The following is a 26,041-nucleotide window of genomic DNA, read 5'->3' as shown; positions in this document are numbered from 1 at the left end:
ACAGGTCTTAACCAACGCGAGGCCTTCGAATGGATACGATATTCGCCTTGGCCAGCGCGCAAGGCAAAGCCGGGGTGGCGGTGATCCGCCTCTCGGGGCCCATGGCGCATTCTGCAGCGGCAGATTTGACGGGTGGGGATTTACAGCCGCGCGGGATGAAGTTGCGGACCTTGCGGACACCAGATGGGTCACGTCTGGATGATGGGCTGATTTTGACATTTCAGGCACCAGCCAGTTTCACTGGCGAGGACGTGGCAGAGCTACAAATACATGGCAGTACAGCCGCGGTGAATGCCGTCATGCGTTGCCTGTCGGATACGAACGGTCTGCGCCTGGCAGAACCCGGAGAATTCACCCGCCGCGCGCTTGAGAATGGTAAGATGGATCTGACCCAGGTCGAGGGGTTGGCCGATCTCATTGATGCGGAAACAGAAGCGCAGCGCAAGCAGGCGCAGGTAATACTTGCAGGTGGACTAGGAACGCTTGCGGAAAGATGGCGTCGTGATTTGATCAGAGCGGCCTCATTGTTGGAGGCCGTGATCGATTTTGCCGACGAAGAGGTTCCAACAGATGTAACTCCTGAGGTCCGCTCTTTGATCTCGGGTGTTGTTACGGACTTGCGGCATCAAGCCGAAGGTGTCCGGATTGCTGAACGCATCAGATCTGGTTTTGAAGTGGCTATAGTAGGTCTTCCAAATGCAGGTAAGTCGACTTTGCTTAACGCATTGGCAGGGCGTGAAGCGGCAATCACTTCCGAATACGCCGGAACTACCCGAGACGTCATTGAAGTAAGGATGGACTTGGATGGGCTTCCGGTTACCTTGCTGGATACAGCGGGCCTTCGCGAGACTGAGGATCACGTTGAAAATCTGGGAATCGAGCTTGCCAGGAAACGGGCGGAAACAGCTGATCTTAGAGTTTTCCTTGCCGAAGATCCCGAATTATTGGGTATCTCCATGCAAAAGGGGGATATCCATGTGTTGCCGAAATCTGATCTTCGCAGTGTATCAGATGGTGGAGTATCGGGGATAACAGGTCAGGGCGTGGATAGACTAGTATCCGATATATCGGGTGTACTTGGTCAACGAACCACTAGTTCTGGTATTGCAACACGGGAACGGCATCGTGTTGCGCTGGTAAATGCTCAGACCTCCTTGATCGCTGCGATGTCGTTTCTTGAATCAGGCCCCGACATGTATGATATCGTGGCTGAGGAGTTGCGCAGTTCAATTCGGGCGCTCGAGGCGTTGGTTGGCAGAATAGGCGTGGAAGATTTGTTGGACGAGATCTTTTCAAGTTTTTGCCTGGGTAAGTAAGGAGTGTTTCACGTGAAACATTCAGATTTCGATGTTGTAGTTATTGGTGCAGGCCACTCAGGAACCGAGGCTGCTCATGCTGCGGCACGGATGGGTGCCAACACTGCACTGGTGACCCTTTCTGTGTCAGATATTGGCGTCATGTCCTGCAACCCAGCTATTGGAGGTCTAGGTAAAGGGCATCTTGTTCGAGAAATCGACGCGTTGGATGGCGTCATGGGCCGGGTCGCCGATGCGGCAGGAATTCAGTTTCGTTTGCTGAATCGCCGAAAAGGCCCAGCGGTGCAAGGGCCCAGAACACAAGCAGACCGAGCTTTGTACCGATCTGCAATGCAGAAAGAAACACAAGCACAACAGAACCTCACCGTAGTTATTGGTGAAGTCGTTGACTTTCTGATGTCTGGCAACAAGGTTGTCGGCATAAAGCTCTCGGATGAGTCCGAATTAAGCGCCGCTGCAGTGATCTTGACCTCGGGTACGTTCCTGCGGGGAATCATTCATATAGGTGATGTTTCTAGACCTGGTGGCCGAATGGGTGATAGACCATCGGTTAAACTGGCCGAGAGACTGGATAGCTTCGAACTTCCATTAGGTCGACTCAAGACAGGAACGCCCCCGCGGCTTGATGGCCGCACCATTGATTGGTCTGGTCTAGAGCGTCAGGACGGTGATGACGTTCCGACGTTATTCTCATTTTTATCTAAGACTGTCCAAGCGCCTCAGATTTCCTGCGGCATAACACATACCAACTCACGAACGCATGAGATTATCGAGCAAAACCTGTCGCGATCAGCGATGTATGGTGGCCACATTGACGGGATTGGTCCTCGGTATTGTCCATCTATAGAAGACAAGATTGTTAGGTTTGCAGACAAGGACTCTCATCAAATTTTCCTTGAGCCCGAGGGTGTGAATGACCACACAATCTATCCCAACGGAATCTCCACCTCTTTGCCCGAAGATGTTCAATTGGAATATGTTCGGTCGATTAGGGGCCTAGAAAACGCAGAGATTCTTCAACCTGGGTACGCAATTGAATATGACTACGTCGATCCGCGTGTACTGACGTCATCATTGGCACTTCCAGAGGTGCCTGGACTTTTCCTTGCCGGGCAAATCAATGGAACAACAGGTTACGAAGAAGCCGCGGCCCAAGGATTGGTTGCGGGTTTAAATGCTGCTTTGTTGGCATTTGATAGGGGTCCCGTCCATTTCACACGTTCAGACAGTTATATCGGCGTTATGATAGATGACCTGACAACTCGTGGCGTTGCTGAACCGTATCGAATGTTTACTTCTCGGGCCGAATTCCGCTTGTCTTTGCGTGCTGACAATGCCGATCAACGTTTAACACCGATTGGTTTGGATTTAGGCTGTGTGAAATCTGTTCGCAGAAACTCGTTTTATGAAAAGATGGAAAAGCTTAGCGCTGCAAAGGCTAAGTTGATTGAACGCAGTTTTACGCCAAAGGAAATCCGATCTGCTGGTATCAATGTAAACCAAGACGGTAACCGCAGGTATGGTATGGCCGTTCTAGCATTCCCAGATGTGTCGTTCGAAGATTTACTTCCATTAATTCCTGCTTTGGAGGCCGTCGACCAAGACATACGCCTTCAGGTAGAGCGCGACGCCTTGTATGCGAATTATATCGAACGTCAGAAAAAAGATGTTGAGGCGATGAAGCGGGATGAGTCTTACGAAATTCCGCAGGATTTTGACTTTTTTGCTTTGGAAGGGCTGTCTTCTGAGATGAAGCAGAAACTATCCATTGCCAGACCTGAAAATATCGCTCAGGCCGGACGCGTAGAAGGCGTAACGCCCGCAGCTTTGACTTTGGTCTTAGCGAAACTTCGGCGGGACCAAAAGGTGCGAAAAGCATGATCGGGGCGATTTTCGAAGGTCTGGATGTTTCACGTGAAACATTGGAACGGCTGACGACATACGTTGACTTGGTAAATCGCTGGAATCCCAAAATAAATCTTGTCTCTCGCAACAGTCTTAATGAAATTTGGGTTCGGCACATCAAGGACTCGGTTCAGGTTTATCGGTGTGCAGATACTTTCGACAATTGGGCTGACTTGGGTAGCGGAGGAGGTTTTCCAGGTATGGTATGCGCTTTGATGGCGGTACAAGAGAACCCAAATGCAGAGTTTACTTTTGTCGAAAGCGATCAAAGGAAATCGGCGTTTCTAAGGAATGTTGCGCGCGAATGTGGTGCCAATTGCAAGATCATATCTAAGCGAATTGAAACAGTCGGCCCATTGAATGCGCAAGTCTTGTCAGCCCGTGCACTAGCGGATCTGAAGACACTTTTATCCTATTGTGACAGGCATTTAAGCGAGTCCGGTGTGGCGTTGTTGCCGAAAGGCGCAAACTGGAAAAAAGAATTGGACGACGCTCGGGAAGAATGGAATTTCCAAGCCGACCCGATTACAAGTTTAACAGAACCCCAAGCCGTTATCCTTAAGATCAAAGGAGTTTCACGTGGTTGACTTGTCTCGCCCCACCGGCCCCAGAATTATTGCGGTTGCCAATCAAAAAGGTGGGGTAGGGAAGACAACAACTGCGATCAACCTCGCAGCGGGACTAGCCGAAGCTGGGTGTAATGTCCTGGTTGTCGATCTGGATCCCCAAGGCAACGCCTCAACCGGGCTTGGTGTTGAAGACCGGGATTGGACAACTTACGACCTTATTCTGGACGACGCTCCGCTAGAGGCAGTTATCCAAGAGACAGAAATTGGCGGACTCTACGTCATTCCGGCCACAGTGGATCTGAGTTCGGCGGATATTGAGCTTATTTCAAACGAGAAGCGCAGCTATCTGTTGCACGACGCGTTGCGACAAACGGCGATCGACAAGTTTGAATTTGATTTTGTGCTGATCGACTGCCCACCGTCACTGAACTTGCTGACTGTGAATGCTATGGTGGCTTCGCATTCTGTCCTTGTTCCTTTGCAAAGCGAGTTCTTCGCCTTGGAAGGTTTATCACAACTGATGTTGACGATCCGAGAGGTACGACAAACGGCGAATCCCGACCTCAGAATCGAAGGTGTTGTGTTGACCATGTATGACAACCGCAACAACTTGTCCCGGCAGGTCGAAAAGGACGCGCGTGACAATCTGGGTGAGATGGTATTTAAAACCAAGATACCTAGAAATGTTCGGGTGAGTGAGGCTCCGTCTTATGCGTTGCCTGTATTGCAATATGACTCCGGCTCTTTAGGGGCGATGGCATACCGTCATTTGGCACGGGAAGTCATTCATAAAAACAAAAAAGCCGCTGCATAAGCGGTAAAAGGAGGGTCACGTGGCCGCAAAGAAAGCAAAACCCCGAGGTTTGGGCCGCGGATTGTCCGCTTTGATGGCTGATGTGACGCAAGAACCCGAAGGTCGCTCTGTATCCGAACCGCGTCGTCCGGACATGACGGTACCAATCGAAAAACTGCACGCGAATCCTAATCAGCCACGCAGAACATTCTCGCGCGAGCAACTGGATGAACTTGCGGCTTCAGTCAAAGAAAAGGGCATCATTCAGCCGCTGATCGTACGCGAGATCTCTGAAGGGGACTATGAAATCGTCGCGGGCGAACGTCGATGGCGCGCTGCTCAGATGGCGCAATTACACAATATACCGGTGATCGTCCGGGATTTCGACGACACTGAGGTTCTGGAAGTCGCTATTATCGAAAACATCCAGCGCGCCGACTTGAACGCAGTAGAAGAGGCGGCGGGCTACAAACAGCTTATGGATCGCTTTGGTCATACGCAGGAGAAACTCGCCGAAGCACTGGGTAAAAGCCGCAGTCATATAGCGAATCTTTTGAGACTTTTGTCTTTGCCAATGGACGTTCAGCATTTCGTCGTTGAGGGGAAGCTTTCTGGCGGACATGCGCGGGCTTTGGTGACGGCTGAAAACCCGACCGATCTGGCCAAAACCGTCATTCGAGATGGTCTTTCGGTGCGTGCAACTGAGGCTTTGGTAAAAAAGCAGCACCAACCCGAGGCTGAAAAATCTGCACCTCGATCACGGAATTTGGATGCGGGCAAAGACGCCGATACGCGCGCGCTTGAAAAAGACCTGTCTGCAATTCTCGCAATGAAGGTTGTCATTAATCATAAAGCCGGAACCGAGACGGGACAGGTTGTTTTGACATATGAGAATCTGGATCAACTGGACGATCTGTGCGCCAAACTTAGCCGTTAGGCCGGGTCCAGATAAAAGTTAGCACACCGCCAAGAACGACGGCTTGAATTGCCAATACGTAGATGGGCACTGCGATCAGAACAGAAATTCCAAAGACGGCGGCGATCGACACGGTGGCCGCTCTTTTTGCGGCGGGTCGAATGGCGCCAGAGCTCTGCCAATCCTGGATTAATGGTCCAAACGTACGATGCGTGATTAGCCAGTGGTGCAGGCGTGAAGACGAGCGCGCGAAGAAGAACGCCGCCAACAGTAGGAACGGCACCGTGGGCAGAAGGGGCAGCACAATGCCGATCACGGCAAGCGCGACGCTAATCAAACCCAAAGCTGCCCAGAGATACTGCATGTTACCCCAACAATTCTCGAGTGACGGCGTTTAGAACTGCGCGTCCATCTTTGGTTGCGCGAAGCCGGTTATCATGCAGTTCGATCATCCCAAGTTCGCAGAGATGTTGCAGTCTCTCTTGTGGCAGAGGTTGCTTGGACAGAGCACCAAATCGATCAATATCTAGTCCTTCGTCAATCCTAATCGCCATCATAAGGTATTCAATTGCCTGATCTTGCAGAGTTAAGGCAGCTCGCTCCTTCTCACCTGATCCCGCAGATGCGGCTTTCAGCCACGCATTCGGCGATAGGTATGTTTCGGTGGCCCATTTTGTTCCGTTTGCGGTTACTCGTCCGTGTGCTCCGGGGCCGATGCCGACATAATCGCCATAACGCCAGTAAATCAGATTGTGTTGCGACTCTGACCCCGGTCGGGCGTGGTTCGAAACCTCATAGGCGGGCAGGCCGTGGGCCTCACAAATCTCTTGCGTGGCGAGGTACATGTCAGCGGCGTGGTCATCCTCGGGCAGGCCGCGCAGTTTGCCCACCGCGTAACGGTCGCCAAAGGCGGTGCCTTCCTCGATCGTCAGTTGGTACAGTGACAGATGATCAGCGGCCATCGACAGAGCTTCGGTTAGTTCCGCGCGCCAATCGTCCAACGTTTGATGCTGGCGGGCATAGATCAGATCGAAACTGACACGCTCAAAGCAATTCCGTGCGATATCAAAGGCGGCGCGTGCTTCGGCCACTGTGTGGATACGGCCCAGACGACGCAGATCTTCATCGTTCAGCGCTTGTACCCCCATTGAGATCCGGTTCACGCCGGCATCACGATAGGCAGCGAAGCGCCCAGCCTCGACCGAGCCGGGATTGGCCTCAAGCGTGATTTCCATGTCATTGGCGGGGCGCCACAGGGCGCGGGCCTCATCAATCACAGCAGCGACTGTGTCGGGGTCCATCAGAGATGGGGTGCCGCCACCGAAGAAGATCGTGTTCAGGACGCGATTGGACGTTTCTGTGGCCGAGCGACGCAACTCGGTCAGATACGCCTCAAGCCATTGTTTTTGATCAATATTACGGGAAACGTGGCTGTTGAAATCACAATATGGGCATTTGGCCTCGCAAAAGGGCCAATGCACATACAGGCCAAAGCCCCCGTTGCGCCAATCATCCGCCAAAGCAGCCCTTCACGAACATCTCCACCGCGTGGCCGCGATGGCTGATCTTGTTCTTTTCCCAGCGATCCATCTCGGCAAAGGTAATGTCATAGCCGTCGGGGACAAACATCGGGTCATAGCCAAAACCGCCTTCGCCACGAATGGGCCAGACCAGATGGCCGGGGGCGATGCCCTCGAACACTTCGTCATGACCGTCGGGCCAGGCCAGCACCAGCGTGCTGCGGAACTGCGCAGTACGCGGGTGGGGGGCGTTTTTGGCTTCCAACTCATTATGAGCGCGGGTCATCGCCATCAGGAAATCCCGGCCATTGCCGGTTTCGGCCCAATCGGCAGTGTAGACGCCGGGTGCGCCGTTCAGCGCGTCGATGGTGATCCCGGAATCGTCCGACAGGGCAGGCAGGCCGGTTGCCTTGGCGGCGGCATGCGCCTTGATCCGGGCATTGCCGACAAAGGTATCCTCGGTCTCTTCCGGTTCGGGCAGATTCATCTCGCCCGCGCCGATCACGGTCACGCCAAAGGGCTCAAGAAGATGCGCCATCTCCTCAAGCTTGCCTCTGTTGTGCGTGGCGACCAGCAGCCTGTCGCTGTCGAACTTGCGGGTCATGCGGTGGCGGCTTTCTGTGCGGCTGCCAGTTCGCCGACGCCTTTCTCGGCCAGATCCATCAGCTGGTCCATCTGCGCGCGGCTAAAGACCGAGCCTTCGGCGCTCATCTGCACTTCGATCAGCTTGCCCGAACCGGTCATGATGAAGTTGCCGTCCACGCCGGCCTCGCTGTCCTCGGGGTAGTCCAGATCCAGCACCGGCTGACCGGCATAGATGCCACAAGACACCGCAGCGACGGGATCGACCAGCGGATCGGAAATCACGTCACCCGCCATCATCAGCTTGTTCACCGCCAGACGCAGGGCGACCCAGCCGCCAGTGATCGAGGCACAGCGGGTGCCGCCATCGGCCTGAATGACGTCGCAGTCGACAGTGATTTGACGTTCCCCCAAGGCAACCCGGTCGACACCGGCGCGCAGGGCGCGGCCGATCAGGCGTTGGATTTCCACGGTGCGGCCCCCTTGCTTGCCCGAGGCCGCCTCGCGCCGCATCCGCGTGTTGGTTGCGCGGGGCAGCATCCCGTATTCCGCCGTTACCCAACCCAGGCCCGAGCCTTTGATGAAAGGCGGCACGCGATCCTCGATTGTGGCGGTACACAGCACATGGGTGTCGCCCATCTTGATCAGGCAAGACCCTTCGGCATGTTTGGTGAAACCTGTCTCGATGGAAACAGCGCGCATTTCGTCTAGATTACGTCCTGAGGGTCGCATGGAATTTCCTTTGTTTGCTGGCTTTGGGATACCGCCCCGTGGCGTTACGATGCAACCCCGATTGACCTTTCATTTACCTGCGATTTAATGACGATCCAGCAGGGGGCCGCCGATGAGCGAAGCAAGTAAAATTCTGAATGAGATGAACGACCGCTCGCGCGAGGTGTTTCGGTTGATCGTCGAAAGCTATTTGGAAAGTGGCGAGCCGGTGGGCAGCCGCACCCTGACCCGCACCCTGTCGGAAAAGGTCAGCGCCGCGACGGTGCGCAATGTGATGCAGGATCTGGAGTTTCTGGGCCTGTTGGACAGCCCTCATGTGTCTGCGGGGCGGATTCCAACGCAGCAGGGGCTGCGGATGTTTGTCGATGGGCTGCTTGAGGTCGGCGATTTGGGCGCTGATGACCGGCAGAAGCTGGACGAGACATTAGGCTCTAACGCAGGTGATGTAGGCGGAATGCTGGACCGGGTGGGATCGGCCCTGTCACACGTGACACAAGGCGCATCACTGGTGCTGACGCCCAAGCATGAGGCCGAGATCAAGCATATCGAGTTCGTCTCGCTGGGCCATGACCGGGCTTTGGTGGTGCTGGTGTTTTCGGACGGGCACGTGGAAAACCGTCTGTTCACCCCGCCTCCGGGGCAGACGCCCAGTTCCATGCGTGAGGCGGCGAATTTCCTTAATGCGTTGATCGAGGGGCGCACGATCAGCGAAGTACGCAAGCAGATGTTGTCTCAGATCGACGCGCGTAAACAGGAAATTGATGTGCTGGCGCGCGACATGGTCGAAAGTGGAATCGCGGCCTGGGACAATGATGGCAGCGACTCAGCCCGTTTGATTGTGCGCGGGCGGGCGAATCTGCTGCATGATCCGGCGCAGGAAGAGGAATTGGATCGCATTCGCACCCTGTTTGACGATCTGGAGCGTAAGCGTGACATCGCCGAATTTCTTGAATTGACTGAAGATGGCGAGGGTGTGCGCATTTTTATCGGCTCTGAGAACAAACTTTTCTCACTTTCGGGTTCCTCTTTGGTGGTGTCTCCATATATGAACGCTGATCGAAAGATAATCGGTGCGGTCGGGGTTATTGGACCTACGCGACTGAACTATGGACGGATCGTGCCGATCGTGGATTATACGGCGCAACTGGTCGGCAAGCTGATTTCCGACCGGAGCTAGAGGGTAAGAGATGGCAGAGCCCAAGAACGAAGATTTTCTGGACGATATAGCAGCCGCCGAGGCCGAAGAGCTGGCGGAAGAAATCGCAGAGTTCAGTGACGAGGCATTGGAACTGGACGAACTGCGCGCCGAGCGTGACGAGTACAAAGACCGGTTCATGCGCGCGCTGGCCGATGCCGAAAACGCGCGCAAGCGGGGCGACAAGGCGCGTCGCGATGCGGAACAATATGGTGGGTCCAAACTGGCCCGTGACATGCTGCCGGTTTACGACAACATGAAACGCGCGCTTGAGGCCGCGACCGATGAGCAGAAAGAGGTTGCTGCCGGTCTGATCGAAGGTGTTGAGCTGACCATGCGTGCGCTGACGAACGTGTTCCAGAAACACGGGATCGAGGTGATCACCCCCGAGGTTGGTGATCGATTTGATCCGAATGTGCATGAGGCGATGTTCGAAGCTCCGGTGCCGGGAACGCGCGCGGGCGACATCATTCAGGTCTCAGCCGAAGGGTTCATGCTGCATGACCGCCTGCTGCGCCCGGCGCAGGTTGGGGTGTCGTCGACACCTGCGAGCTAAGCGATCACATAGACTTGGAAACGGGCGGTCAGGATTTGGCCGCCTCTTTCAGTTTGTAGATAAGGTCCAGCGCCTCGCGCGGGGTCAACTCGTCCGGCAGGATGTCGTCCAGCATATCCGTGACGGGCGATGCTTTGGGCGCGGGCGGCGGAGGTGGCGGCGCGGCTGAGAACAGAGGCAGGTCGTCGATCAACGCCTTTTGCTTGCCGCCTTCGCGTTCGGTTTTTTCCAGCTGGTCCAGAACAACGCGGGCACGGTCGACCACGGATGCGGGCAGCCCGGCCAGCTGCGCGACCTGTACCCCGTAGGATCGGTCGGCGGCGCCTTTGTGAACCTCGTGCAGGAAGATGACCTCGCCTTCCCATTCCTTTACGGCGACGGTGGCATTGTCGACGCCTTCGAGCTTCCCGGCCAGCGCGGTCAGTTCGTGGTAATGGGTGGCAAACAGCGCGCGACATTGGTTGGCGGCGTGCAGATGTTCCAGCGTGGCCCAGGCGATGGAGAGGCCATCATAGGTGGCGGTGCCACGCCCGATTTCATCCAGAATAACCAGCGCGTGGTCATCGGCCTGATTGAGGATGGCGGCGGTTTCGACCATCTCGACCATGAAGGTTGAACGCCCACGGGCTAGATCGTCAGAGGCTCCGACCCGGCTGAATAGCTGGCTGACCACGCCGACATGGGCCCGTTCGGCCGGGACATAGCTGCCCATTTGCGCCAGTAGGGCGATCAAGGCGTTCTGGCGCAGGAAGGTCGATTTACCGGCCATGTTGGGGCCCGTCAGCAGCCAGATCGCGGCCCCCTGATCGGCGCTCAGATCGCAGTCATTGGCGATGAAAGCATCACCCGATTGCTGGCGCAGCGCGTGTTCGACGACCGGATGACGACCACCTTGCACGTTGAATGCGCGCGAGCTGTCGACCTGTGGACGGCACCAGTTTTCACCCCGCGCCAGATCGGCTAGCGCGGTGGTCAGGTCCAGCTCGGCCAGCCCGCGGGCCGCTTGGTTGAGGCGGGCGGCAATGGCCAGAATATCGCCAGAAAGCCTTTGGTAGAGCCGTTTTTCGATCTCAAGCGCCAGATTTCCGGCGTTCAGGATGTGGGTTTCGATCTCGGACAGTTCCACCGTTGTGAACCGCACCTGATTGGCGGTGGTTTGGCGATGGATATAGGTTTCACTGAACGGCGGATTCAGCATTTTCTCGGCGTGCGTAGCCGTGGTTTCGATGAAATAGCCCAGCACGTTGTTGTGCTTGATTTTCAGCGAGGTGATGCCGGTGTGCTCTGCGTATTTCTGCTGGAACCCGGCGATGACGGACCGGCCTTCGTCGCGCAGAGTGCGGGCCTCGTCGAGTTCGGGGTCGCAACCGGGGGCGATGAAACCGCCGTCGCGGGCCAGAAGGGGCGGCTCTGCGACCAAAGCCTCGTCTAGAAGGTTCAGCAGATCGTCGAACCCCACGAGGTTCTGCAACGCGGTCGAGAGCAGAACGGGCAGATCCTGCGCCTCGCAGATTTCGGCAATCGCGGCGGCCTGGGTCAGGCCGTTGCGGATGGCAGCCAGATCGCGCGGCCCGCCACGGTCCAGCGACAGGCGCGACAGGGCGCGGTCCAGATCGGGGGTTTTGCGCAGTGCCTCGCGCAGGTCCGAGGCGATCAGGCTGTCCTCAGCGGCGAAACTCACCGCATCAAGCCGGGCATGGATCACGTCCAGATTACGAGACGGACTGGACAGGCGCTGTTCCAGCAGACGTGCGCCGCCCGGCGTCACGGTGCGGTCAACCACCGACAGCAGTGATCCGGCGCGGCCGCCTGACAAAGACCGGGTCAGTTCCAGATTGCGGCGCGTGGCGGCGTCGATCTGGACCACGCGGTCCTCGGATTCCTTCAGCGGCGTTTGCAGCAGGGGCAGTTTGCCCTTTTGCGTGATCTCCAGATAGTCGATCAACGCGCCCATGGCCGACACTTCGGCTCGGCCAAAGGACCCGAACGCATCCAAAGCGCCCACGTGAAACAACCCGCAGATGCGTTTTTCCGCCGCCGTGCTGTCGAAACTGGCGCGTCCGATGGGCGTGAGCGAAATGCCCAGATCTCGCACCGTCTCGTTCAGCGCCTGTTCCATCCCGTCGCCCACGATTAACTCGGACGGGGCCAGCCGCGCCAGTTCGGGGCTGAGCCGCACAGATGTCAAAGGCATCACGTGAAACGCGCCGGTCGAGATATCGGCCCAGGCCAACGCGGCCTCATCCCGAACCTCTGCATAGGCGGCCAGAAAGTTGTGACGGCGGGCTTCCAGCAGGGCGTCCTCGGTCAGTGTGCCCGGGGTGACCAGACGCACAACATCGCGCCGAACCACCGATTTAGAGCCTCTTTTCTTAGCTTCAGCCGGGCTTTCCATCTGCTCGCACACGGCCACGCGAAAGCCTTTGCGGATCAGCGTCAGCAGATAGCCCTCGGCGGCATGAACCGGCACGCCGCACATAGGGATGTCCTCACCATTATGCTTGCCGCGTTTGGTCAGGGCGATGTCCAGTGCCTCGGCGGCATTGACGGCGTCCTGAAAGAACATCTCGTAGAAATCGCCCATGCGGTAGAACAGCAGGGCGTCTGAATGGGCCTCTTTGATCTCAAGATATTGCGCCATCATCGGCGTGACTGTGGACAAAAGCGGCCCCCTTTTGGCGTCTTCCGGGCGCGACCTTACAAATCCCCTAACCGTGACGAAAGGTGAAAACGTATTGTCGTTGAGGCGCAGCCCCGCCTGCGTTATGACGCATAAGCCCCGAAGTCATGGAAACGACCGATAAGATGCCTAAAACGAAGATTACAAAAGAAGAGGCGCTGGCCTTTCACCTGGACCCCACCCCCGGCAAGTGGGAGGTGCAAGCCACCGTTCCCATGACCACGCAGCGCGATCTGTCGCTGGCCTACAGCCCCGGCGTCGCTGTTCCATGTGAAGCCATCGCCGAAGCGCCCGAGACGGCCTATGACTATACAAACAAGGGCAATCTGGTGGCTGTGATCTCGAACGGGACGGCGGTTCTGGGTCTTGGCAATCTGGGCGCTCTGGGGTCGAAACCGGTGATGGAGGGCAAATCCGTCCTGTTCAAACGGTTCGCCGATGTGAACTCGATCGATATTGAGCTGGACACCGAAGACCCGGATGAATTCTGTCGCGCTGTGCGCCTGATGGGGCCTACTTTCGGCGGCATCAACCTTGAGGACATCAAGGCGCCCGAGTGTTTCATCATCGAACAGCGCCTGAAGGAAGAGATGGACATCCCCGTCTTCCACGACGATCAACACGGCACGGCAGTGATCTGCGCGGCGGGCCTGCTGAATGCTCTGCATATTTCAGGCAAGAAGATCGAAGACGTTAAGATCGTGCTGAACGGTGCGGGCGCGGCAGGCATCGCTTGTATCGAACTGCTCAAATCCATGGGTGCGCGGCACGAAAACTGCATCGTCTGCGACACCAAGGGCGTGATCTATCAGGGCCGGACCGAGGGGATGAACCAGTGGAAATCGGCCCACGCGATCACCACTGACCTGCGCACGCTGGACGAGGCGATGAACGGTGCCGACGTGTTCCTGGGCGTGTCGGTCAAAGGGGCGGTTACTCAGGATATGGTCGCCAGCATGGCCGATAATCCGGTCATTTTTGCCATGGCGAACCCTGACCCTGAGATCACGCCGGAAGAGGCGCATGAGGTCCGCGTGGATGCCATCGTCGCCACGGGCCGCAGCGATTATCCCAACCAGGTGAACAACGTTCTGGGCTTTCCCTACCTGTTTCGCGGCGCGCTGGATATCCACGCCCGCGCCATCAATGATGAGATGAAGATTGCCTGTGCCCACGCGCTGGCCAATCTTGCGCGCGAGGATGTGCCGGATGAGGTTGCGATGGCTTATGGCAAGTCGCTGACCTTCGGGCGTGACTATATTATCCCTACGCCGTTCGATCCGCGCCTGATCCATCGCATTCCGCCCGCCGTTGCCAAGGCCGGCATGGATACCGGGGCCGCGCGGCGTCCGATCATCGACATGGACGCCTATGAGCTCAGCCTGAAATCCCGCATGGATCCGACGGCCAGCATTCTGCGCGGTCTGAACGCACGGGCGCGTCAGGCGCAAAGCCGGATGATTTTTGCCGAGGGCGATGACCCCCGCGTGTTGCGCGCTGCGGTGACTTATCAGCGCTCGGGCTTTGGCAAGGCGCTGGTTGTGGGTCGCCAGGATGACGTCAAACAAAAGCTGGAAGAGGCTGGGTTGGGCGATGCTGTGCGCGAGCTTGAGGTGGTGAATGCCGCCAATACCATGCACCTCGATACCTATACCGATTTTCTGTATAAACGCCTGCAGCGTAAAGGTTTCGACAACAAAGATGTCTACCGTCTGGCGGCGCGTGACCGCCACGTGTTTTCCTCGCTGATGCTGGCCCACGGCCATGCTGATGGTCTGGTGACTGGCGCCACGCGTAAGTCAGCGCATGTACTGGACCGCATCAACCATGTGTTCGATGCTGACGCCGCGCATGGCGCGGCGGGGGTAACAGCGCTTTTGTATAAAGGGCGGATCGTGCTGATCGGCGATACTTTGGTGCATGAGTGGCCGGATGAGAATGATCTGGCCAATATCGCCGAACGCTCGGCTGCTGTTGCACGCCATATGGGGCTTGAACCACGCGTGGCCTTTGTCAGCTTCTCGACCTTCGGGTATCCGGTGTCGGAACGTGCTGAAAAGATGCATCGCGCCCCGGCCGTTCTTGACCAGCGCGGCGTGGATTTCGAGTATGAGGGCGAGATGACCGTCGATGTGGCGTTGAACGTGGATCAGCAAGCGGCTTATCCGTTCCAGCGTCTGACGGGTCCGGCCAATATCCTGATTGTGCCTGCGCGGCACTCGGCTTCGATCTCGACCAAGCTGATGCAAGAGATGGGCGGCGCGACCGTGATTGGCCCGATCCTGTCGGGTGTCGACAAGCCGATCCAGATCTGCTCAACCGTCTCGACCGCGAATGACATCCTGAACATGGCCATTCTGGCCTCGTGCGACATTTCGGGTGAACCATGACGATCTGGAACCTCGGCTCGATCAATGCGGATATGATCTATGACGTGCCGCATCTGCCCGGGCCGGGGGAAACGCTCTCGGCCAGCCGTCTGGACCGGTTTTTGGGTGGCAAGGGTGCGAATACGTCCGTGGCCGCGGCCCGAGCTGGCGCACGGATTGCGCATATCGGAGCCGTTGGTGTTAATGGGCGCTGGGCGCGGGATCGACTGACCGAGTATGGTGTTGATACGCGCTACATAGCTCAGGTCGATGTGCCAACGGGCCACGCAATCATTGCTGTCGATGCGCAGGGTGAGAACAATATCATCCTGTTTCAGGGCTCGAACCATGCGATTTCACAGGATCAACTGGGGCAAGCGCTGTCATCTGCGTCACAAGGCGATCTGTTGGTGATGCAGAACGAAACCAATCTGCAGGTTGAGGCGGCGAAGATGGGCCGTGAAATGGGTCTGACGGTCTGTTATGCTGCTGCTCCGTTTCAGGCAGAGTCCGTTCAGGCCGTGCTGCCATATCTGGATTTCCTGATCCTCAACGCGGTCGAGGCCGAGCAGTTGCACAAGGCCACCGGTCAACCTGTTACGGACCTCCAGATTGAGCATGTGATTGTCACACTGGGGGCCGAAGGCGCGCGGTATTATCATCGCGGAGAAGCCTTGGACTTCCCGGCCCATAAGGTGCAGGCCGTGGATACGACCGGAGCAGGCGACACCTTTACCGGCTATGTTCTGGCGGGGATGGATCGCGGAATGCCGATGGCGCAGGCGATTTCACAAGCAAATCGTGCCGCGGCCCTGATGGTCACGCGGCACGGTACGGCAGATGTGATCCCCGACCTCAAAGAAGTCAGGGAAGCGCGGTTCGATTAAGACCCGGCAAAAGGTGCGTCGCCACCCCAAAGCTGTTTTACGCGGGCGTCTCGGCCACAGGCGTTGCGATAAGCCTTATAGGCATTCTTCTGGCGCTTGGGTCCGAAGCGGGTGAAGACCAGCTTGTCGCCTTTGTAGTAATCCTGATGGTATTCCTCCGCCGGATAGAATGCGCTTTCTTGCAGGATGGGGGTTACAACAGTCTGTCCCAAAGCGCGCTGGGCGTCGGCCTTTGCAGCCTCAGCCACGGCCTTTTCGCCGGCGCCGGAGACGAAAATCGCCGTGCGATAGCTGTTTCCACGATCACAGAACTGACCGCCAGCATCCGTGGGGTCGACCGATCGGAAGAACATGTTCAGCAGGGTTTCACGGGAAACGCGAGCCGGGTCGAACGTAATCTGGACGGCCTCGTAGTGGCCGGTGCCGCCCTTGGACACCTGATCATATGTTGGGTTGGCAGCTTTGCCGCCGGTAAAGCCCGAAACCGCTTCGATCACACCGGGGACGGATTCGAAATCGGATTCGACGCACCAGAAACACCCTCCGGCAACGGTCAGGGTCTCGGTTCCTGCTGCGGGCGCGGGGGCGGCACGCAGCAAGGCCGCGATCGTAATCAAAGCAAAAAGAAGCGTCGGTTTGACGTAGTCGAGATAAGCGATGCGTGTCATGGCAGGTCTCCTTCTGATAGAAACTTGCCTTCTCTTTTTGATCCGTGCAATCGCCTGACATCGTTTGTCACGCGCTGGTGAGACGAGTTTATCCCAGCAATTGTCCCAGCTTCATCGCAACGCCCATGTTTCCCGAAATCTTGAGCTTACCCAGAGCAACACCCGTCATGGGGTTCAATTTGCCCGTTAGCAGTTTGGTCAGGTTGCTTTGCGAGATTTTGATGGTGCAGTCCGTATCCTGATCCTGTGTCGTGGCCTGATTGTCGGCCAGAACAATCACGCCATCGGAACCGCAATCGAATTTGAGAGAGCCCTCAAAGCTCTTGCCTGCGAGGTTCTTTTGAATTCCGTCCGCGATCTCTTGCAACATGATATCCTCTTTCCCTGTTCGCGAGACCGTAAAGAGCCAATGGGTTTATCCGCAAGCTTGACCAAAGGACAACTTACGTAACGGTGAAGAAGGCTCTGACCCTAGGCACAACAGCTAGTGGCGGTGGTTCAACTCTCTGAGGTTTTCCTGCCGTTCCTGGAACCCCGGATGGGTGCTGAACCAATCGGTACCGTGATCTCCGAACTCGGTCTCGAGAATATCGAAAAACTCGGACAACCCATTTGGGTCAAAGCCTGAACGGGCGGCCAGATCGACTCCGTATCGGTCAGCAGACAATTCATGCTGGCGCGAGTAGGACAGGGACAGGATCAGATTGCCCTCTAGCAGAACCTCTTCAAGGATGGGGCCAGCATCCCCGGCCATCATTCCGATCAGGACAAATGTCCCAAGCGACCGATACAACTGGGTCAAACCGTGCTGTTCAGCGACATGCCCGATTTCATGACCCAGCACACCTGCCATCGCGTCCACCGAGATCAGCTTTACCAGCTCATCGCTGACGACGATGGTTCCGTTGGGCAAGGCAAACGCGTTTGGGCCAATTCCAGGCAGGCGCCTGAATTGCAGATTGTAGGCAAAGTCTTGCGCCTCGGGTCCCATGTTGGTCAAAAGACGGTCGAAACTGTTCTGAACCTGTTCCTGTTGGTCCGGACTCAGGGCGCTGGGTTTCGCCAGCACTTTGTCTATTGCTTGCAAGGTGCTGGCATCGATGGCCGATACAAGCGGCGGTGGCGTCATCCAGACGGCCAGTGCGACCAGCACGGTCAGGCCATATTTCCATATACCCCAGGCGGCAAACAGACAGGCGATCGAGACCAGAATAAGCCGAGGGTGAAAGCGTTCGGTATGGTGCAGCCAGGATCCACTGCTATCGGAAATCAAGTGTTCCAGCGCGGCATGCCTGGTGGTCAGAAACAGCGTGCCATCTGGAAAATTCACCCTGCGTTCGGTCGACCCGACGCGGGGCTCGATATCCAGCTCATTCGGGGCGCAGCGTGTTTGTATCTGCCCGTCTCCGTCGATCAACCAGACGGTATTGGATCCAACAGCCAGACGCGCATGGATTTCGCGTGAGCTGAGTGGTGGATAGGCGCGCCCTTCAACGGGCGCGCTGATATTATCGGGCAGATCTTGCAACGGTCAGACCGCGATACCGATGTCAAAGCCTTCGATGTCACCATAGGCATCGCCAATGGCACTGACATTGGCCGTGACACCTCCGACGAATTCGTCCAGCGAACCCGAGGGGATAAAGGTGGTGTGATCGGCCAGATACCGCGCCCGGCGAACATGCGCCCATGGCAACATCAGACCAAGGGTCACAGAAATGACGATCGCATTTGAAACAGAAATCCACAGCAAGCGCAGCGCGTTCACATCCGAATGGAACCTGTGACCGTCGCCCAGAATGGCGTAGTTGTAAACCGTATTGCGCACCATGGCGCGATAGATGATCGATGCCGGAACAAAGACCGCAAAAAGAAGCAACAAGATCAGGAAAACGTCGATCGCGGCGGCGACGTCCTCGGGGTTTTCGTTGATCGAGGCCAGAGCTTCTACGAAATTCATGTTTACACCAACCACTGCAATCGCAACGACGATGGTTCCCAAACCCCAAGCCATCGCCGCCAGTGCGGCCTTGTAAAACGGCCCGATCGGGCTGTCGAAGGACATCGCAGTTGCACCAAATTTGTGACCGTTCACGTGAAACCTCTGGACGGATCGCGTGACAAATGGCCATGTCGTATAAAGCGTCAGCGCGGCGATGATCGGGTACAGGAAGTAATTGGCCGCGGCCGATCCCCATGTGCCTTGAAAGTCGAACCGAACATTCGACCAGCTGGAGACACGTGCCTGAAACCGCAGTGAGCGGACCAGCAGATATGGGATCACGAAGATCAGCCCCAATATCATCACAAGGTTCACAATCGGGATTGCACCGAGAACGGAGTAAATCACAATACCCGCAACGACGATAATCCGTCCGAACAGAATCTGAAGGCCGGTTGCGTGATAGTCAAAGCTGCGTTCTGCCACATAGGTGTTTTGATAAAAGTATTTCTTGGTCCGAACCTTTGCCCACGCGCTGTAAATTCCGAACGTGATAAGCGACAACAGCAAGTTGACGATCCAGATCCCGAAATACTCGCTGGCCGAGCCTCGGAACTCGAATTCGTTTGGGGTGCCTTGTGGGTGATTTGCCTGCATTTCAGCCTCAAAAGAATGGATAGAATAAAGGGCCGATCCCACAAGGGAACCGACCCGCTTTGTCTGAACATTCAAAAAGGCGATTGTACGGCAGAGTTGCGACCGCGAAGCCCTATTCAACCTTTTGGTGCAGCGTTGCCGCTATTTCAGGCGCTTGTCGCGTGCGGCCAGCAGTTTCAATCGCAGCGCGTTCAGCTGGATAAAGCCCGCCGCGTCTGTCTGATCATAGGCACCGGCATCTTCCTCAAACGTCACATGCGCTTCGGAATACAGCGAGTGATCCGACCAGCGGCCAACGGTCGAGGCCAGACCCTTGTACAGTTTCACGCGGACGGTGCCGGTGACATGTTCTTGCGATTTGTCGATGGCCGCTTGCAGCATCTCACGCTCGGGCGAGTACCAGAAGCCGTTATAGATCAGCTCGGCATATTGCGGCATCAGCTGGTCCTTCAGGTGCATCGCGCCGCGGTCCATGGTGATGGACTCAATGCCACGGTGGGCCTCCAGCAGGATGGTGCCGCCGGGAGTTTCGTAGATACCGCGCGACTTCATACCAACGAAGCGGCCTTCGACCAGGTCCAGACGGCCAATGCCGTGCTTGCCGCCATATTCGTTCAGCTTGGTCAGGATGGTTGCGGGGCTCATCGCCTCGCCATTGATGCTGACCGCGTCGCCTTTTTCAAAGCCAATTTCGATGAATTCGGGCTGATCAGGCGCATCCTCGGGGTGGACGGTGCGCTGGTACACATAGTCCGGCGCCATGTCGGCGGGGTCTTCCAGAACCTTGCCCTCGGACGAGGTGTGCAGCAGGTTCGCATCGACCGAGAACGGAGCCTCGCCGCGTTTGTCCTTGGCGATCGGAATCTGATGCGCTTCGGCCCATTCGATCAGACGGGTACGGCTGGTCAGATCCCATTCGCGCCAGGGCGCAATGACCTTGATATCGGGGTTCAGCGCATAGGCGGCCAGTTCGAACCGCACCTGATCGTTGCCTTTGCCGGTCGCGCCATGCGCCACGGCATCGGCCCCGGTCGCTGCCGCAATCTCAACCAGGCGCTTCGAGATCAGAGGCCGCGCAATCGACGTGCCCAGTAGATACAGCCCTTCGTATTGCGCATTGGCGCGGAACATGGGGAAGACGAAGTCGCGAACGAACTCTTCACGGATGTCTTCGATATAGATGTTCTCGGGCTTGATCCCCAGCAGCTCGGCCTTTTGGCGGGCGGGTTCAAGTTCCTCTCCCTGACCCAGATCGGCGGTGAAGGTCACGACCTCACAGCCATACTCGGTCTGCAACCATTTCAGAATGATCGAGGTATCAAGGCCACCGGAATAGGCCAGAACAACTTTCTTGGGCGCGGACATCTGACTTCCCTTTATGCGTAGAACGACTGGCCCCTAGCGGGTTTTGAAAGCGGGGGCAAGTTATCTGCGTTGACGGGCTGCCTGATTTCGGGTGAAACATTCGCATATAAAACACGAAATGGTTGAAAGGGCAGTTTTCGGATGTTGGGTTGGAAGATTTTTGTGCACTCGGTGCGGATGGTTTTTGGAAATTTTAAGCAAGCGCTTCAGATAACGCTGGGTCCGTCATTGATTGCAACGGCGCTGACGATTGCCCTGTTTTTTCTAATCGACATCCCGTGGGACCTGTTGGACGCCAGTACCGGGGCGTTTCCTTCGACCGCAGCCAATGGTTCGTTTGCGATTTTGGTGGTCTGTGTTGCAATCATCTTTGTGCTGACGATGTTCTGGATCGCCGTGTCCTGGCACCGTTTTATCCTGCTGACCGAATATCCCAGCGGGATATTCCCGGCATTCCGGTTCGATAGAATCCTCGCCTACCTTGGGCGCATTCTTTTGCTTGGACTTCTGATGGGGGTCGCGTTTCTGCCGATGAGTGTCCTTCTGTTGGCAACCGGCGGTGGCGCGTTTTCAGCCGCTGTAATGGTCGTATACGCCATCTTTCTGATAGTCGCTTTTTACCGCCTGTCCGTTATCCTGCCAGCCGCAGCGCTTGGTGAGCCGTTAAGCCTTTCGAACGCATGGGGCAGTACCTCAAGTGCAGGCGGAGCGATTATTGTGCTTTTGGTCGTGAACGCCCTGTTCCAATTTTTGGTACAGATGGTCTTTACGCTGCTGGCCATTATTCCGATCTTGGGGATTCTGCTAACGCTGCTATTCTCAATGCTGGTATTGCCGCTGATCAACGTCAGTATTCTTACTACCATGTATGGCGTCTTCATCGAAAAACGCGAACTCGATTGACGCCCGTACACATATGTATTCCTTGCTCTTTTAGTCAGGATCGGCCACTGAACGGGTCATGAGTGATTTCATGACCCGCGCCCGCGCCGCCGAACAGGCGATGCGCTCTGTTTTTCCGGCAACGCCGCTACAGCGCAATGCCCATCTGTCTGACCGATATGGCGCGGATATCTGGCTGAAACGCGAAGACCTCAGCCCGGTACGCTCATATAAAATTCGCGGCGCGTTCAATGCCATGCGCAAACAGCAGGGACAAGACCTGTTCGTCTGCGCCAGCGCGGGCAATCACGCACAGGGCGTGGCGTTCATGTGTAAACATCTGGACGTGCGCGGGGTGATCTTCATGCCAGTGACGACGCCGCAGCAAAAAATCCAGAAAACCCGCATCTTCGGTGGCGACAATGTCGAAATCCACCTGACCGGCGACTATTTCGACGACACTCTGGCCGCTGCGCAGGCCTGGTGCGCCGATCAGGGTGGGCATTTCCTGTCGCCGTTCGACGATGAGGACGTGATTGAGGGGCAGGCCTCACTGGCCGTTGAGATCGAGGAGCAGTTGGGCCATCTGCCTGATCACGTGATCCTGCCGGTTGGCGGGGGCGGTATGTCCTCGGGCGTGGCAACGTGGTTCGGGGATCGCACTCATTGCCTGTTTGTTGAACCTAAAGGCGGGGCCTGCCTGCACGCGGCGATGGCGGCGGGGCATCCGGTGGCACTGGACCATGTGGACAATTTCGTCGATGGGGCGGCGGTGGGCAAGATCGGCGCGAAACCCTTTGCGCTGCTCAAGGATCGTCACCTGTCCGACGTGCATGTCCTGTCCGAGGACCGCATCTGCACCACCATGATCGAGATGTTGAATGTCGAGGGCATCGTGCTGGAACCCGCCGGTGCGCTGGCGATCGAGGCGCTGGGCGATATCCAAAGTTTTATCCGCGGCAAGACTGTGGTCTGTGTGACATCCGGTGGGAATTTCGATTTCGAACGCCTGCCCGAGGTTAAGGAACGGGCGCAGCGCTATTCGGGTGTGAAAAAGTATTTCATCCTGCGCTTGCCGCAACGCCCCGGAGCTTTGAAAGAATTTCTGAGTATCCTCGGCCCCGAGGATGACATCGCCCGGTTTGAATACATGAAAAAATCGGCGCGCAATTTCGGTTCGGTCCTGATCGGGATCGAAACCCGCAAGCCCGAGAATTTCGCCCGCTTGTTTGCGCATCTGGACGAAGCCGGATTCACCTATACCGACATCACCGAAGACGAAACGCTTGCACAGTTCGTGATCTGACGGCGCATTTGTCGATCGACTTGTTTGCACTTGGAAATTCGCCTAGGCACGAGCGAGCGAACAAGACTGGAAAGTGCACAGATGAAGCCGCTTGCAGCAGTGACCATGGTATGGCGCGACTATTGGTATCTTGAGAAATGGGTCGCCTACTACTCGGCCCAGCTTGGGCCCGAGAACGTCTATATTCTGTCGCACGGAGCTGATCCTGAAATCGATCGGATCGGCGAGGGCTGCAATGTGATTGCGATTTTGCGCGATGGTTTGCACCAAACGTTTGAATATGCCCGCTGGCGAATGCTGTCGGATTTTTCAGCTATGCTGACTCAGTTCTACAGCCGAGTGATTGTTTCGGATTGTGATGAAGTGCTGCTAACCGCCGATGGATCGGGCTTGCTAGACTATGAATTCGCATTTGGTGAAAACACCGCTGGCGCTGTCGGATTCAATTTGGTCACTTTGCAGGACGATGATGAAGATTTGTTGTTCAAGGGCGAAAAGTTCAGCCTTTTCGAGGTTCCCTATTCGAAACCGTGTATCGTCCAGCGCCGGGCCGCTTTTGGAACGGGCGGGCATGGTGTGACAAACGACACGTTCCGTCTGCTGCCGGGTCTGCTCAACCTGCACTTTCACTATGGAAATCTACAAGAGTTGCATCGACGCCAAGAGGAAAGATCGCCGCTTGTGGACCAATCCATGGCGGATGGCGTCAAGATCGCCAGCACACCAGGGCAATCGGTCGGTATCGTGGGCTGGCGTCGGCGCTCACGCCGTTTCCGTCGTCTGGTAAAAGAGCTTGCACGCACACAGGAATTGCCGATGGAAGAATGTGTCGAACTGAGCCGACTGGAGGCAACCCGAACGCTAAAGACAATGGCCGACGGATATTTCACCCACGACCGGGCGCTTGAGGTAACTTTGCGGAAATTCCGTTTTCCCGAGGACTTTCCGATCAAACTGTAAGGCTACGAGATCTTCCCCAGATCGGACTTGAATTCCGCAGCTGATGCCTCAAACACCTGAACGATACTATCGAGGTCTACAGACTTGCTGTTCCCCTGTGCGGAATGCCTTTCACCGTCTTGGCACAGCTTTGCCAATGATTGGAATCCCAGGCTGAGTGCGCTGCCTTTCAGAAAATGCAGGTTTTGGTCAAAACTTACCCGATGGGTGTCGGTGCGAAGGCGGCCAATTACCTCTTGTACTTCATCAAGAAAAATATTCACCACTTCGTCAAACTCGCTTGCGCCGACCTCATCCCTAAGCTGTTTGACTCTGGCCCAGTCGATCATGCCGCAAGCTCCGCAATAACTGTTGTCTGATTGCTTAGCCCGCCCAAGGTAAAGGTTGGGTTAAGCGGGTTCAGTATTGCCTTTCACCGGTTGTTAAACCGCTGCGCTATAGGTTGAGCAGAATTAGGTAGGCGCCCCATCGCTGAGGACTCACGTGGCAGAGGTCAGTCGCAAAGACATCAGGTCAGAGCTGGATTTTGGAGCGATCCAAAAGGTGCTTGTCGTTGATGACAGCCGCCTGCAACGACGCATTCTTGTGGCGTCTCTGAAGAAATGGGGGTTCGAAGTTTTCGAGGCCGACAATGGTGAAGCGGCCATCGAGATCTGCGCAAACACACCGCCTGATCTGGTGCTCAGCGACTGGGTCATGCCGGGGATGAGTGGGTTGGAATTTTGTCGGGCCTTCCGCGCGTTGGACTGCGACCAGTACAGCTATTTCATTCTGCTGACATCAAAAAGCGAAAAGCAGGAAGTGGCGCGCGGTCTGGATGCGGGGGCCGACGACTTCCTGATCAAACCGCTTGAGGCGGATGAACTGCGCGCCCGTATTTCGGCGGGCGCCCGCATTCTGGATATGCAGCGTGAATTGTCCGAGAAAAACCGTATGATCGAAACCGCGCTGGAAGAGTTGCGCGTGGCGCATGACGCCATCGACAAGGATCTGATGCAGGCGCGCAAGATTCAGGAATCTCTGGTGCCGGAACTGATTAGGGAATTCGGCAAGTCGCGGGTCAGTTTGTTATTGAAACCTTGCGGGCATATTGGCGGCGACCTGGTCGGTATGTTTTCGCCCGGCGTGAACCGGCTGGGATTTTACAGCATTGATGTCTCGGGCCACGGTATAACCTCGGCCATGATGACGGCGCGGTTGGGGGGGTATCTGTCCAGCAACCACTTTGATCAGAACGTGGCGATGGAAAAGCGATTTGACAAATTCTATGCGTTGCTGCCGCCGGAACAGGTGGCCGAGATGTTGAATTCTCGACTAATGGCGGATGCGGGTGTCGAAGAATATTTCACGATGGTTTACGCGATTGTCGATTTGCGCAACGGGCATCTTAAGATGGTTCAGGCCGGTCATCCCCATCCGCTAATGCTGCGGGCCGACGGAACCACCGAATTTCTGGGCGAAGGCGGTTTGCCAATCGGCCTGCTGCCGGATGTCAAATTCCAGCGTACTGAGACCTATATGCAGCCGGGCGACAAACTGCTGCTGTATTCTGATGGCTTCACCGAATGCAGTATTGCTGATGGTGGCTTGCTTGAAGAGGAGGGGTTGCGAGACCTGGCGCTAAACTGCGTGCCCGAGCGATGTGGGACAGAGTTTCTGGATGATATGTTCTGGCGGCTGACACAGAAGATGGTGCCCAACACCGGAATGGACGACGATGTGTCCGCAGTTTTTTTTGAATACAGCGGAACCTAAAGGCTCTGTAAATGTAGCTTGGCGAAGTGGCGGTCGCCCGCATTGCCCAACATCTGCGCAGCGTCCGCGCAGTCCATCCATAGCGCCTCGTGAAACGGCTCGGTCGGGGGGCCGATGCGGCGCAGGGGTCGGGCGCGGTAGATCAGGCAGATTTTCTCGGCCCACAGGTCGTATTCGGGCATGAAGGTAAAGCGCCGAAACGCGCCCATGCGACGCGGCGCGGCGATCAGCCAACCGGTTTCCTCGTACACTTCGCGATGCAGGGCGGTGATCGGTGATTCGCCCGGATCAATACCGCCTCCGGGCAGTTGCAGATCGGGGCCGGGCTGCAACTGGCAGGTCAGCAACAGGCTGCCGCCGCGCGGTAACAGAGCATAAACTCCGACACGTCTGATGTATTTCTGCCCCGATTGCGGGGTTTCACCGAACCGTCTGATCATGTATGGCCCCTTACAACCCGAAAACTTCGACCTATATGCTGGCGGT

The 26,041-nt window shown here is 56.5% G+C and carries 25 protein-coding genes; 13 read left to right on the top strand and 12 right to left on the bottom strand.

Annotation, left to right across the window (positions count from 1 at the left end; genetic code table 11):
* The first annotated feature begins 29 nt into the window (after nucleotides 1–29).
* From mnmE to AC2FNR_RS01320, 5 genes are read left to right on the top strand one after another with little or no spacing between them, the layout of a single operon-like run.
* Nucleotides 30–1,316, top strand: coding sequence for a tRNA uridine-5-carboxymethylaminomethyl(34) synthesis GTPase MnmE (gene mnmE, locus AC2FNR_RS01340; RefSeq protein ID WP_496847703.1), 1,287 nt, complete (start codon nucleotides 30–32; stop codon nucleotides 1,314–1,316).
* 12 nt (nucleotides 1,317–1,328) lie between these two features.
* Nucleotides 1,329–3,197 carry a tRNA uridine-5-carboxymethylaminomethyl(34) synthesis enzyme MnmG gene (gene mnmG / locus AC2FNR_RS01335; protein WP_496847702.1) on the top strand — a complete coding sequence of 623 codons (1,869 nt, stop codon included), beginning with the start codon at nucleotides 1,329–1,331 and terminating at the stop codon, nucleotides 3,195–3,197.
* On the top strand, nucleotides 3,194–3,808 hold the full coding sequence (gene rsmG / locus AC2FNR_RS01330) for a 16S rRNA (guanine(527)-N(7))-methyltransferase RsmG (RefSeq protein WP_496847701.1): 615 nt from the start codon (nucleotides 3,194–3,196) through the stop codon (nucleotides 3,806–3,808). Before mnmG ends, rsmG begins: the two co-directional genes overlap by 4 nt.
* Entirely contained in the window at nucleotides 3,801–4,604 is an 804-nt protein-coding gene (locus tag AC2FNR_RS01325) for a ParA family protein (RefSeq protein WP_170355617.1), read from the top strand. The genes rsmG and AC2FNR_RS01325 overlap by 8 nt, the downstream gene beginning before the upstream one ends.
* 19 nt (nucleotides 4,605–4,623) lie before the next feature.
* Nucleotides 4,624–5,520: a ParB/RepB/Spo0J family partition protein gene (locus tag AC2FNR_RS01320; protein WP_170355618.1), complete on the top strand. Its 897-nt coding sequence runs from the start codon at nucleotides 4,624–4,626 to the stop codon at nucleotides 5,518–5,520.
* On the opposite strand, the gene AC2FNR_RS01315 is transcribed toward AC2FNR_RS01320, so the two are convergent.
* The 4 genes from AC2FNR_RS01315 to rph are packed head-to-tail and all read right to left on the bottom strand — an operon-like array spanning nucleotide 5,510 to nucleotide 8,333.
* The gene (locus tag AC2FNR_RS01315) at nucleotides 5,510–5,863 is read right to left on the bottom strand and encodes a YbaN family protein (protein WP_353392528.1); all 354 of its coding nucleotides are present in this window, start codon (nucleotides 5,861–5,863) and stop codon (nucleotides 5,510–5,512) included. The genes AC2FNR_RS01320 and AC2FNR_RS01315 overlap by 11 nt on opposite strands.
* A 1-nt stretch (nucleotide 5,864) precedes the next feature.
* Nucleotides 5,865–7,019, bottom strand: coding sequence for a radical SAM family heme chaperone HemW (hemW, locus tag AC2FNR_RS01310; protein WP_496847700.1), 1,155 nt, complete (start codon nucleotides 7,017–7,019; stop codon nucleotides 5,865–5,867).
* Nucleotides 7,009–7,623, bottom strand: a complete 615-nt coding sequence (gene rdgB, locus AC2FNR_RS01305) for an RdgB/HAM1 family non-canonical purine NTP pyrophosphatase (protein WP_496847699.1) — start codon at nucleotides 7,621–7,623, stop codon at nucleotides 7,009–7,011. The genes hemW and rdgB overlap by 11 nt, the downstream gene beginning before the upstream one ends.
* The gene (gene rph / locus AC2FNR_RS01300; protein ID WP_496847698.1) at nucleotides 7,620–8,333 is read right to left on the bottom strand and encodes a ribonuclease PH; all 714 of its coding nucleotides are present in this window, start codon (nucleotides 8,331–8,333) and stop codon (nucleotides 7,620–7,622) included. Before rph ends, rdgB begins: the two co-directional genes overlap by 4 nt.
* 112 nt (nucleotides 8,334–8,445) lie before the next feature.
* Here rph and hrcA point away from each other — a divergent pair, with 112 nt between their 5' ends.
* Both hrcA and AC2FNR_RS01290 read left to right on the top strand, forming a co-directional pair.
* Complete coding sequence (gene hrcA, locus AC2FNR_RS01295) at nucleotides 8,446–9,510, top strand: heat-inducible transcriptional repressor HrcA (RefSeq protein ID WP_170755507.1); 1,065 nt, start codon at nucleotides 8,446–8,448, stop codon at nucleotides 9,508–9,510.
* Between the two features lie 10 nt (nucleotides 9,511–9,520).
* Nucleotides 9,521–10,084, top strand: a complete 564-nt coding sequence (locus AC2FNR_RS01290; protein ID WP_170355624.1) for a nucleotide exchange factor GrpE — start codon at nucleotides 9,521–9,523, stop codon at nucleotides 10,082–10,084.
* Nucleotides 10,085–10,112: 28 nt separating this feature from the next.
* Here AC2FNR_RS01290 and mutS read toward each other — a convergent pair whose 3' ends face one another.
* On the bottom strand, nucleotides 10,113–12,728 hold the full coding sequence (gene mutS / locus AC2FNR_RS01285; RefSeq protein ID WP_496847727.1) for a DNA mismatch repair protein MutS: 2,616 nt from the start codon (nucleotides 12,726–12,728) through the stop codon (nucleotides 10,113–10,115).
* A gap of 161 nt (nucleotides 12,729–12,889) precedes the next feature.
* Here mutS and AC2FNR_RS01280 point away from each other — a divergent pair, with 161 nt between their 5' ends.
* Together AC2FNR_RS01280 and AC2FNR_RS01275 are read left to right on the top strand one after the other, a co-directional pair.
* Complete coding sequence (locus AC2FNR_RS01280) at nucleotides 12,890–15,154, top strand: NADP-dependent malic enzyme (protein WP_496847697.1); 2,265 nt, start codon at nucleotides 12,890–12,892, stop codon at nucleotides 15,152–15,154.
* Nucleotides 15,151–16,020, top strand: coding sequence for a ribokinase (locus tag AC2FNR_RS01275; protein WP_496847696.1), 870 nt, complete (start codon nucleotides 15,151–15,153; stop codon nucleotides 16,018–16,020). The genes AC2FNR_RS01280 and AC2FNR_RS01275 overlap by 4 nt, the downstream gene beginning before the upstream one ends.
* Here AC2FNR_RS01275 and msrA read toward each other — a convergent pair.
* From msrA to AC2FNR_RS01250, 5 genes are all read right to left on the bottom strand, one after another.
* Nucleotides 16,017–16,688, bottom strand: coding sequence for a peptide-methionine (S)-S-oxide reductase MsrA (gene msrA / locus AC2FNR_RS01270; protein ID WP_170755505.1), 672 nt, complete (start codon nucleotides 16,686–16,688; stop codon nucleotides 16,017–16,019). The genes AC2FNR_RS01275 and msrA overlap by 4 nt on opposite strands.
* A gap of 88 nt (nucleotides 16,689–16,776) precedes the next feature.
* The gene (locus AC2FNR_RS01265) at nucleotides 16,777–17,058 is read right to left on the bottom strand and encodes an SCP2 sterol-binding domain-containing protein (RefSeq protein WP_170355627.1); all 282 of its coding nucleotides are present in this window, start codon (nucleotides 17,056–17,058) and stop codon (nucleotides 16,777–16,779) included.
* Nucleotides 17,059–17,172: 114 nt separating this feature from the next.
* Nucleotides 17,173–18,216 carry a M48 family metallopeptidase gene (locus AC2FNR_RS01260; protein ID WP_496847695.1) on the bottom strand — a complete coding sequence of 348 codons (1,044 nt, stop codon included), beginning with the start codon at nucleotides 18,214–18,216 and terminating at the stop codon, nucleotides 17,173–17,175.
* A gap of 3 nt (nucleotides 18,217–18,219) precedes the next feature.
* The gene (locus AC2FNR_RS01255; RefSeq protein WP_496847694.1) at nucleotides 18,220–19,287 is read right to left on the bottom strand and encodes a YjgN family protein; all 1,068 of its coding nucleotides are present in this window, start codon (nucleotides 19,285–19,287) and stop codon (nucleotides 18,220–18,222) included.
* Between the two features lie 141 nt (nucleotides 19,288–19,428).
* Nucleotides 19,429–20,652 (bottom strand): argininosuccinate synthase, encoded by a 1,224-nt coding sequence (locus tag AC2FNR_RS01250; RefSeq protein WP_496847693.1) that lies wholly within the window; start codon nucleotides 20,650–20,652, stop codon nucleotides 19,429–19,431.
* A 141-nt stretch (nucleotides 20,653–20,793) separates the two neighbouring features.
* Between AC2FNR_RS01250 and AC2FNR_RS01245 the strand changes: the two genes are divergently transcribed.
* From AC2FNR_RS01245 to AC2FNR_RS01235, 3 genes are all read left to right on the top strand, one after another.
* The gene (locus tag AC2FNR_RS01245) at nucleotides 20,794–21,555 is read left to right on the top strand and encodes a hypothetical protein (RefSeq protein ID WP_496847692.1); all 762 of its coding nucleotides are present in this window, start codon (nucleotides 20,794–20,796) and stop codon (nucleotides 21,553–21,555) included.
* A gap of 58 nt (nucleotides 21,556–21,613) precedes the next feature.
* On the top strand, nucleotides 21,614–22,840 hold the full coding sequence (gene ilvA, locus AC2FNR_RS01240) for a threonine ammonia-lyase IlvA (RefSeq protein ID WP_480868927.1): 1,227 nt from the start codon (nucleotides 21,614–21,616) through the stop codon (nucleotides 22,838–22,840).
* 81 nt (nucleotides 22,841–22,921) lie between these two features.
* A complete protein-coding gene (locus AC2FNR_RS01235) occupies nucleotides 22,922–23,800 on the top strand; it encodes a hypothetical protein (RefSeq protein ID WP_480868929.1) in 879 nt (292 codons plus the stop codon).
* Nucleotides 23,801–23,802: 2 nt separating this feature from the next.
* On the opposite strand, the gene AC2FNR_RS01230 is transcribed toward AC2FNR_RS01235, so the two are convergent.
* The gene (locus tag AC2FNR_RS01230; RefSeq protein WP_170355634.1) at nucleotides 23,803–24,129 is read right to left on the bottom strand and encodes an Hpt domain-containing protein; all 327 of its coding nucleotides are present in this window, start codon (nucleotides 24,127–24,129) and stop codon (nucleotides 23,803–23,805) included.
* 154 nt (nucleotides 24,130–24,283) lie between these two features.
* Between AC2FNR_RS01230 and AC2FNR_RS01225 the strand changes: the two genes are divergently transcribed.
* A complete protein-coding gene (locus tag AC2FNR_RS01225; RefSeq protein WP_496847691.1) occupies nucleotides 24,284–25,555 on the top strand; it encodes a PP2C family protein-serine/threonine phosphatase in 1,272 nt (423 codons plus the stop codon).
* Here AC2FNR_RS01225 and AC2FNR_RS01220 read toward each other — a convergent pair.
* Nucleotides 25,552–25,995: an NUDIX hydrolase gene (locus AC2FNR_RS01220; RefSeq protein WP_496847690.1), complete on the bottom strand. Its 444-nt coding sequence runs from the start codon at nucleotides 25,993–25,995 to the stop codon at nucleotides 25,552–25,554. The two genes, AC2FNR_RS01225 and AC2FNR_RS01220, sit on opposite strands and share 4 nt — an antisense overlap.
* Nucleotides 25,996–26,041 lie beyond the last annotated feature (46 nt).

It is taken from the genome of Ruegeria sp. SATB045, assembly GCF_059613525.1.
This window is presented reverse-complemented; position numbering and strand designations above follow the sequence as displayed.

Bases quoted from the DNA above. Each gene is read 5' to 3' on its own strand.
- mnmE (WP_496847703.1), top strand. From the start codon at position 30: ATGGATACGATATTCGCCTTGGCCAGCGCGCAAGGCAAAGCCGGGGTG.
- rsmG (WP_496847701.1), top strand. From the start codon at position 3,194: ATGATCGGGGCGATTTTCGAAGGTCTGGATGTTTCACGTGAAACATTG.
- AC2FNR_RS01315 (WP_353392528.1), bottom strand. From the start codon at position 5,863: ATGCAGTATCTCTGGGCAGCTTTGGGTTTGATTAGCGTCGCGCTTGCC.
- rdgB (WP_496847699.1), bottom strand. From the start codon at position 7,623: ATGACCCGCAAGTTCGACAGCGACAGGCTGCTGGTCGCCACGCACAAC.
- rph (WP_496847698.1), bottom strand. From the start codon at position 8,333: ATGCGACCCTCAGGACGTAATCTAGACGAAATGCGCGCTGTTTCCATC.
- hrcA (WP_170755507.1), top strand. From the start codon at position 8,446: ATGAGCGAAGCAAGTAAAATTCTGAATGAGATGAACGACCGCTCGCGC.
- AC2FNR_RS01290 (WP_170355624.1), top strand. From the start codon at position 9,521: ATGGCAGAGCCCAAGAACGAAGATTTTCTGGACGATATAGCAGCCGCC.
- mutS (WP_496847727.1), bottom strand. From the start codon at position 12,728: ATGATGGCGCAATATCTTGAGATCAAAGAGGCCCATTCAGACGCCCTG.
- AC2FNR_RS01280 (WP_496847697.1), top strand. From the start codon at position 12,890: ATGCCTAAAACGAAGATTACAAAAGAAGAGGCGCTGGCCTTTCACCTG.
- AC2FNR_RS01275 (WP_496847696.1), top strand. From the start codon at position 15,151: ATGACGATCTGGAACCTCGGCTCGATCAATGCGGATATGATCTATGAC.
- msrA (WP_170755505.1), bottom strand. From the start codon at position 16,688: ATGACACGCATCGCTTATCTCGACTACGTCAAACCGACGCTTCTTTTT.
- AC2FNR_RS01265 (WP_170355627.1), bottom strand. From the start codon at position 17,058: ATGTTGCAAGAGATCGCGGACGGAATTCAAAAGAACCTCGCAGGCAAG.
- AC2FNR_RS01255 (WP_496847694.1), bottom strand. From the start codon at position 19,287: ATGCAGGCAAATCACCCACAAGGCACCCCAAACGAATTCGAGTTCCGA.
- AC2FNR_RS01250 (WP_496847693.1), bottom strand. From the start codon at position 20,652: ATGTCCGCGCCCAAGAAAGTTGTTCTGGCCTATTCCGGTGGCCTTGAT.
- AC2FNR_RS01245 (WP_496847692.1), top strand. From the start codon at position 20,794: ATGTTGGGTTGGAAGATTTTTGTGCACTCGGTGCGGATGGTTTTTGGA.
- ilvA (WP_480868927.1), top strand. From the start codon at position 21,614: ATGAGTGATTTCATGACCCGCGCCCGCGCCGCCGAACAGGCGATGCGC.
- AC2FNR_RS01235 (WP_480868929.1), top strand. From the start codon at position 22,922: ATGAAGCCGCTTGCAGCAGTGACCATGGTATGGCGCGACTATTGGTAT.
- AC2FNR_RS01230 (WP_170355634.1), bottom strand. From the start codon at position 24,129: ATGATCGACTGGGCCAGAGTCAAACAGCTTAGGGATGAGGTCGGCGCA.
- AC2FNR_RS01220 (WP_496847690.1), bottom strand. From the start codon at position 25,995: ATGATCAGACGGTTCGGTGAAACCCCGCAATCGGGGCAGAAATACATC.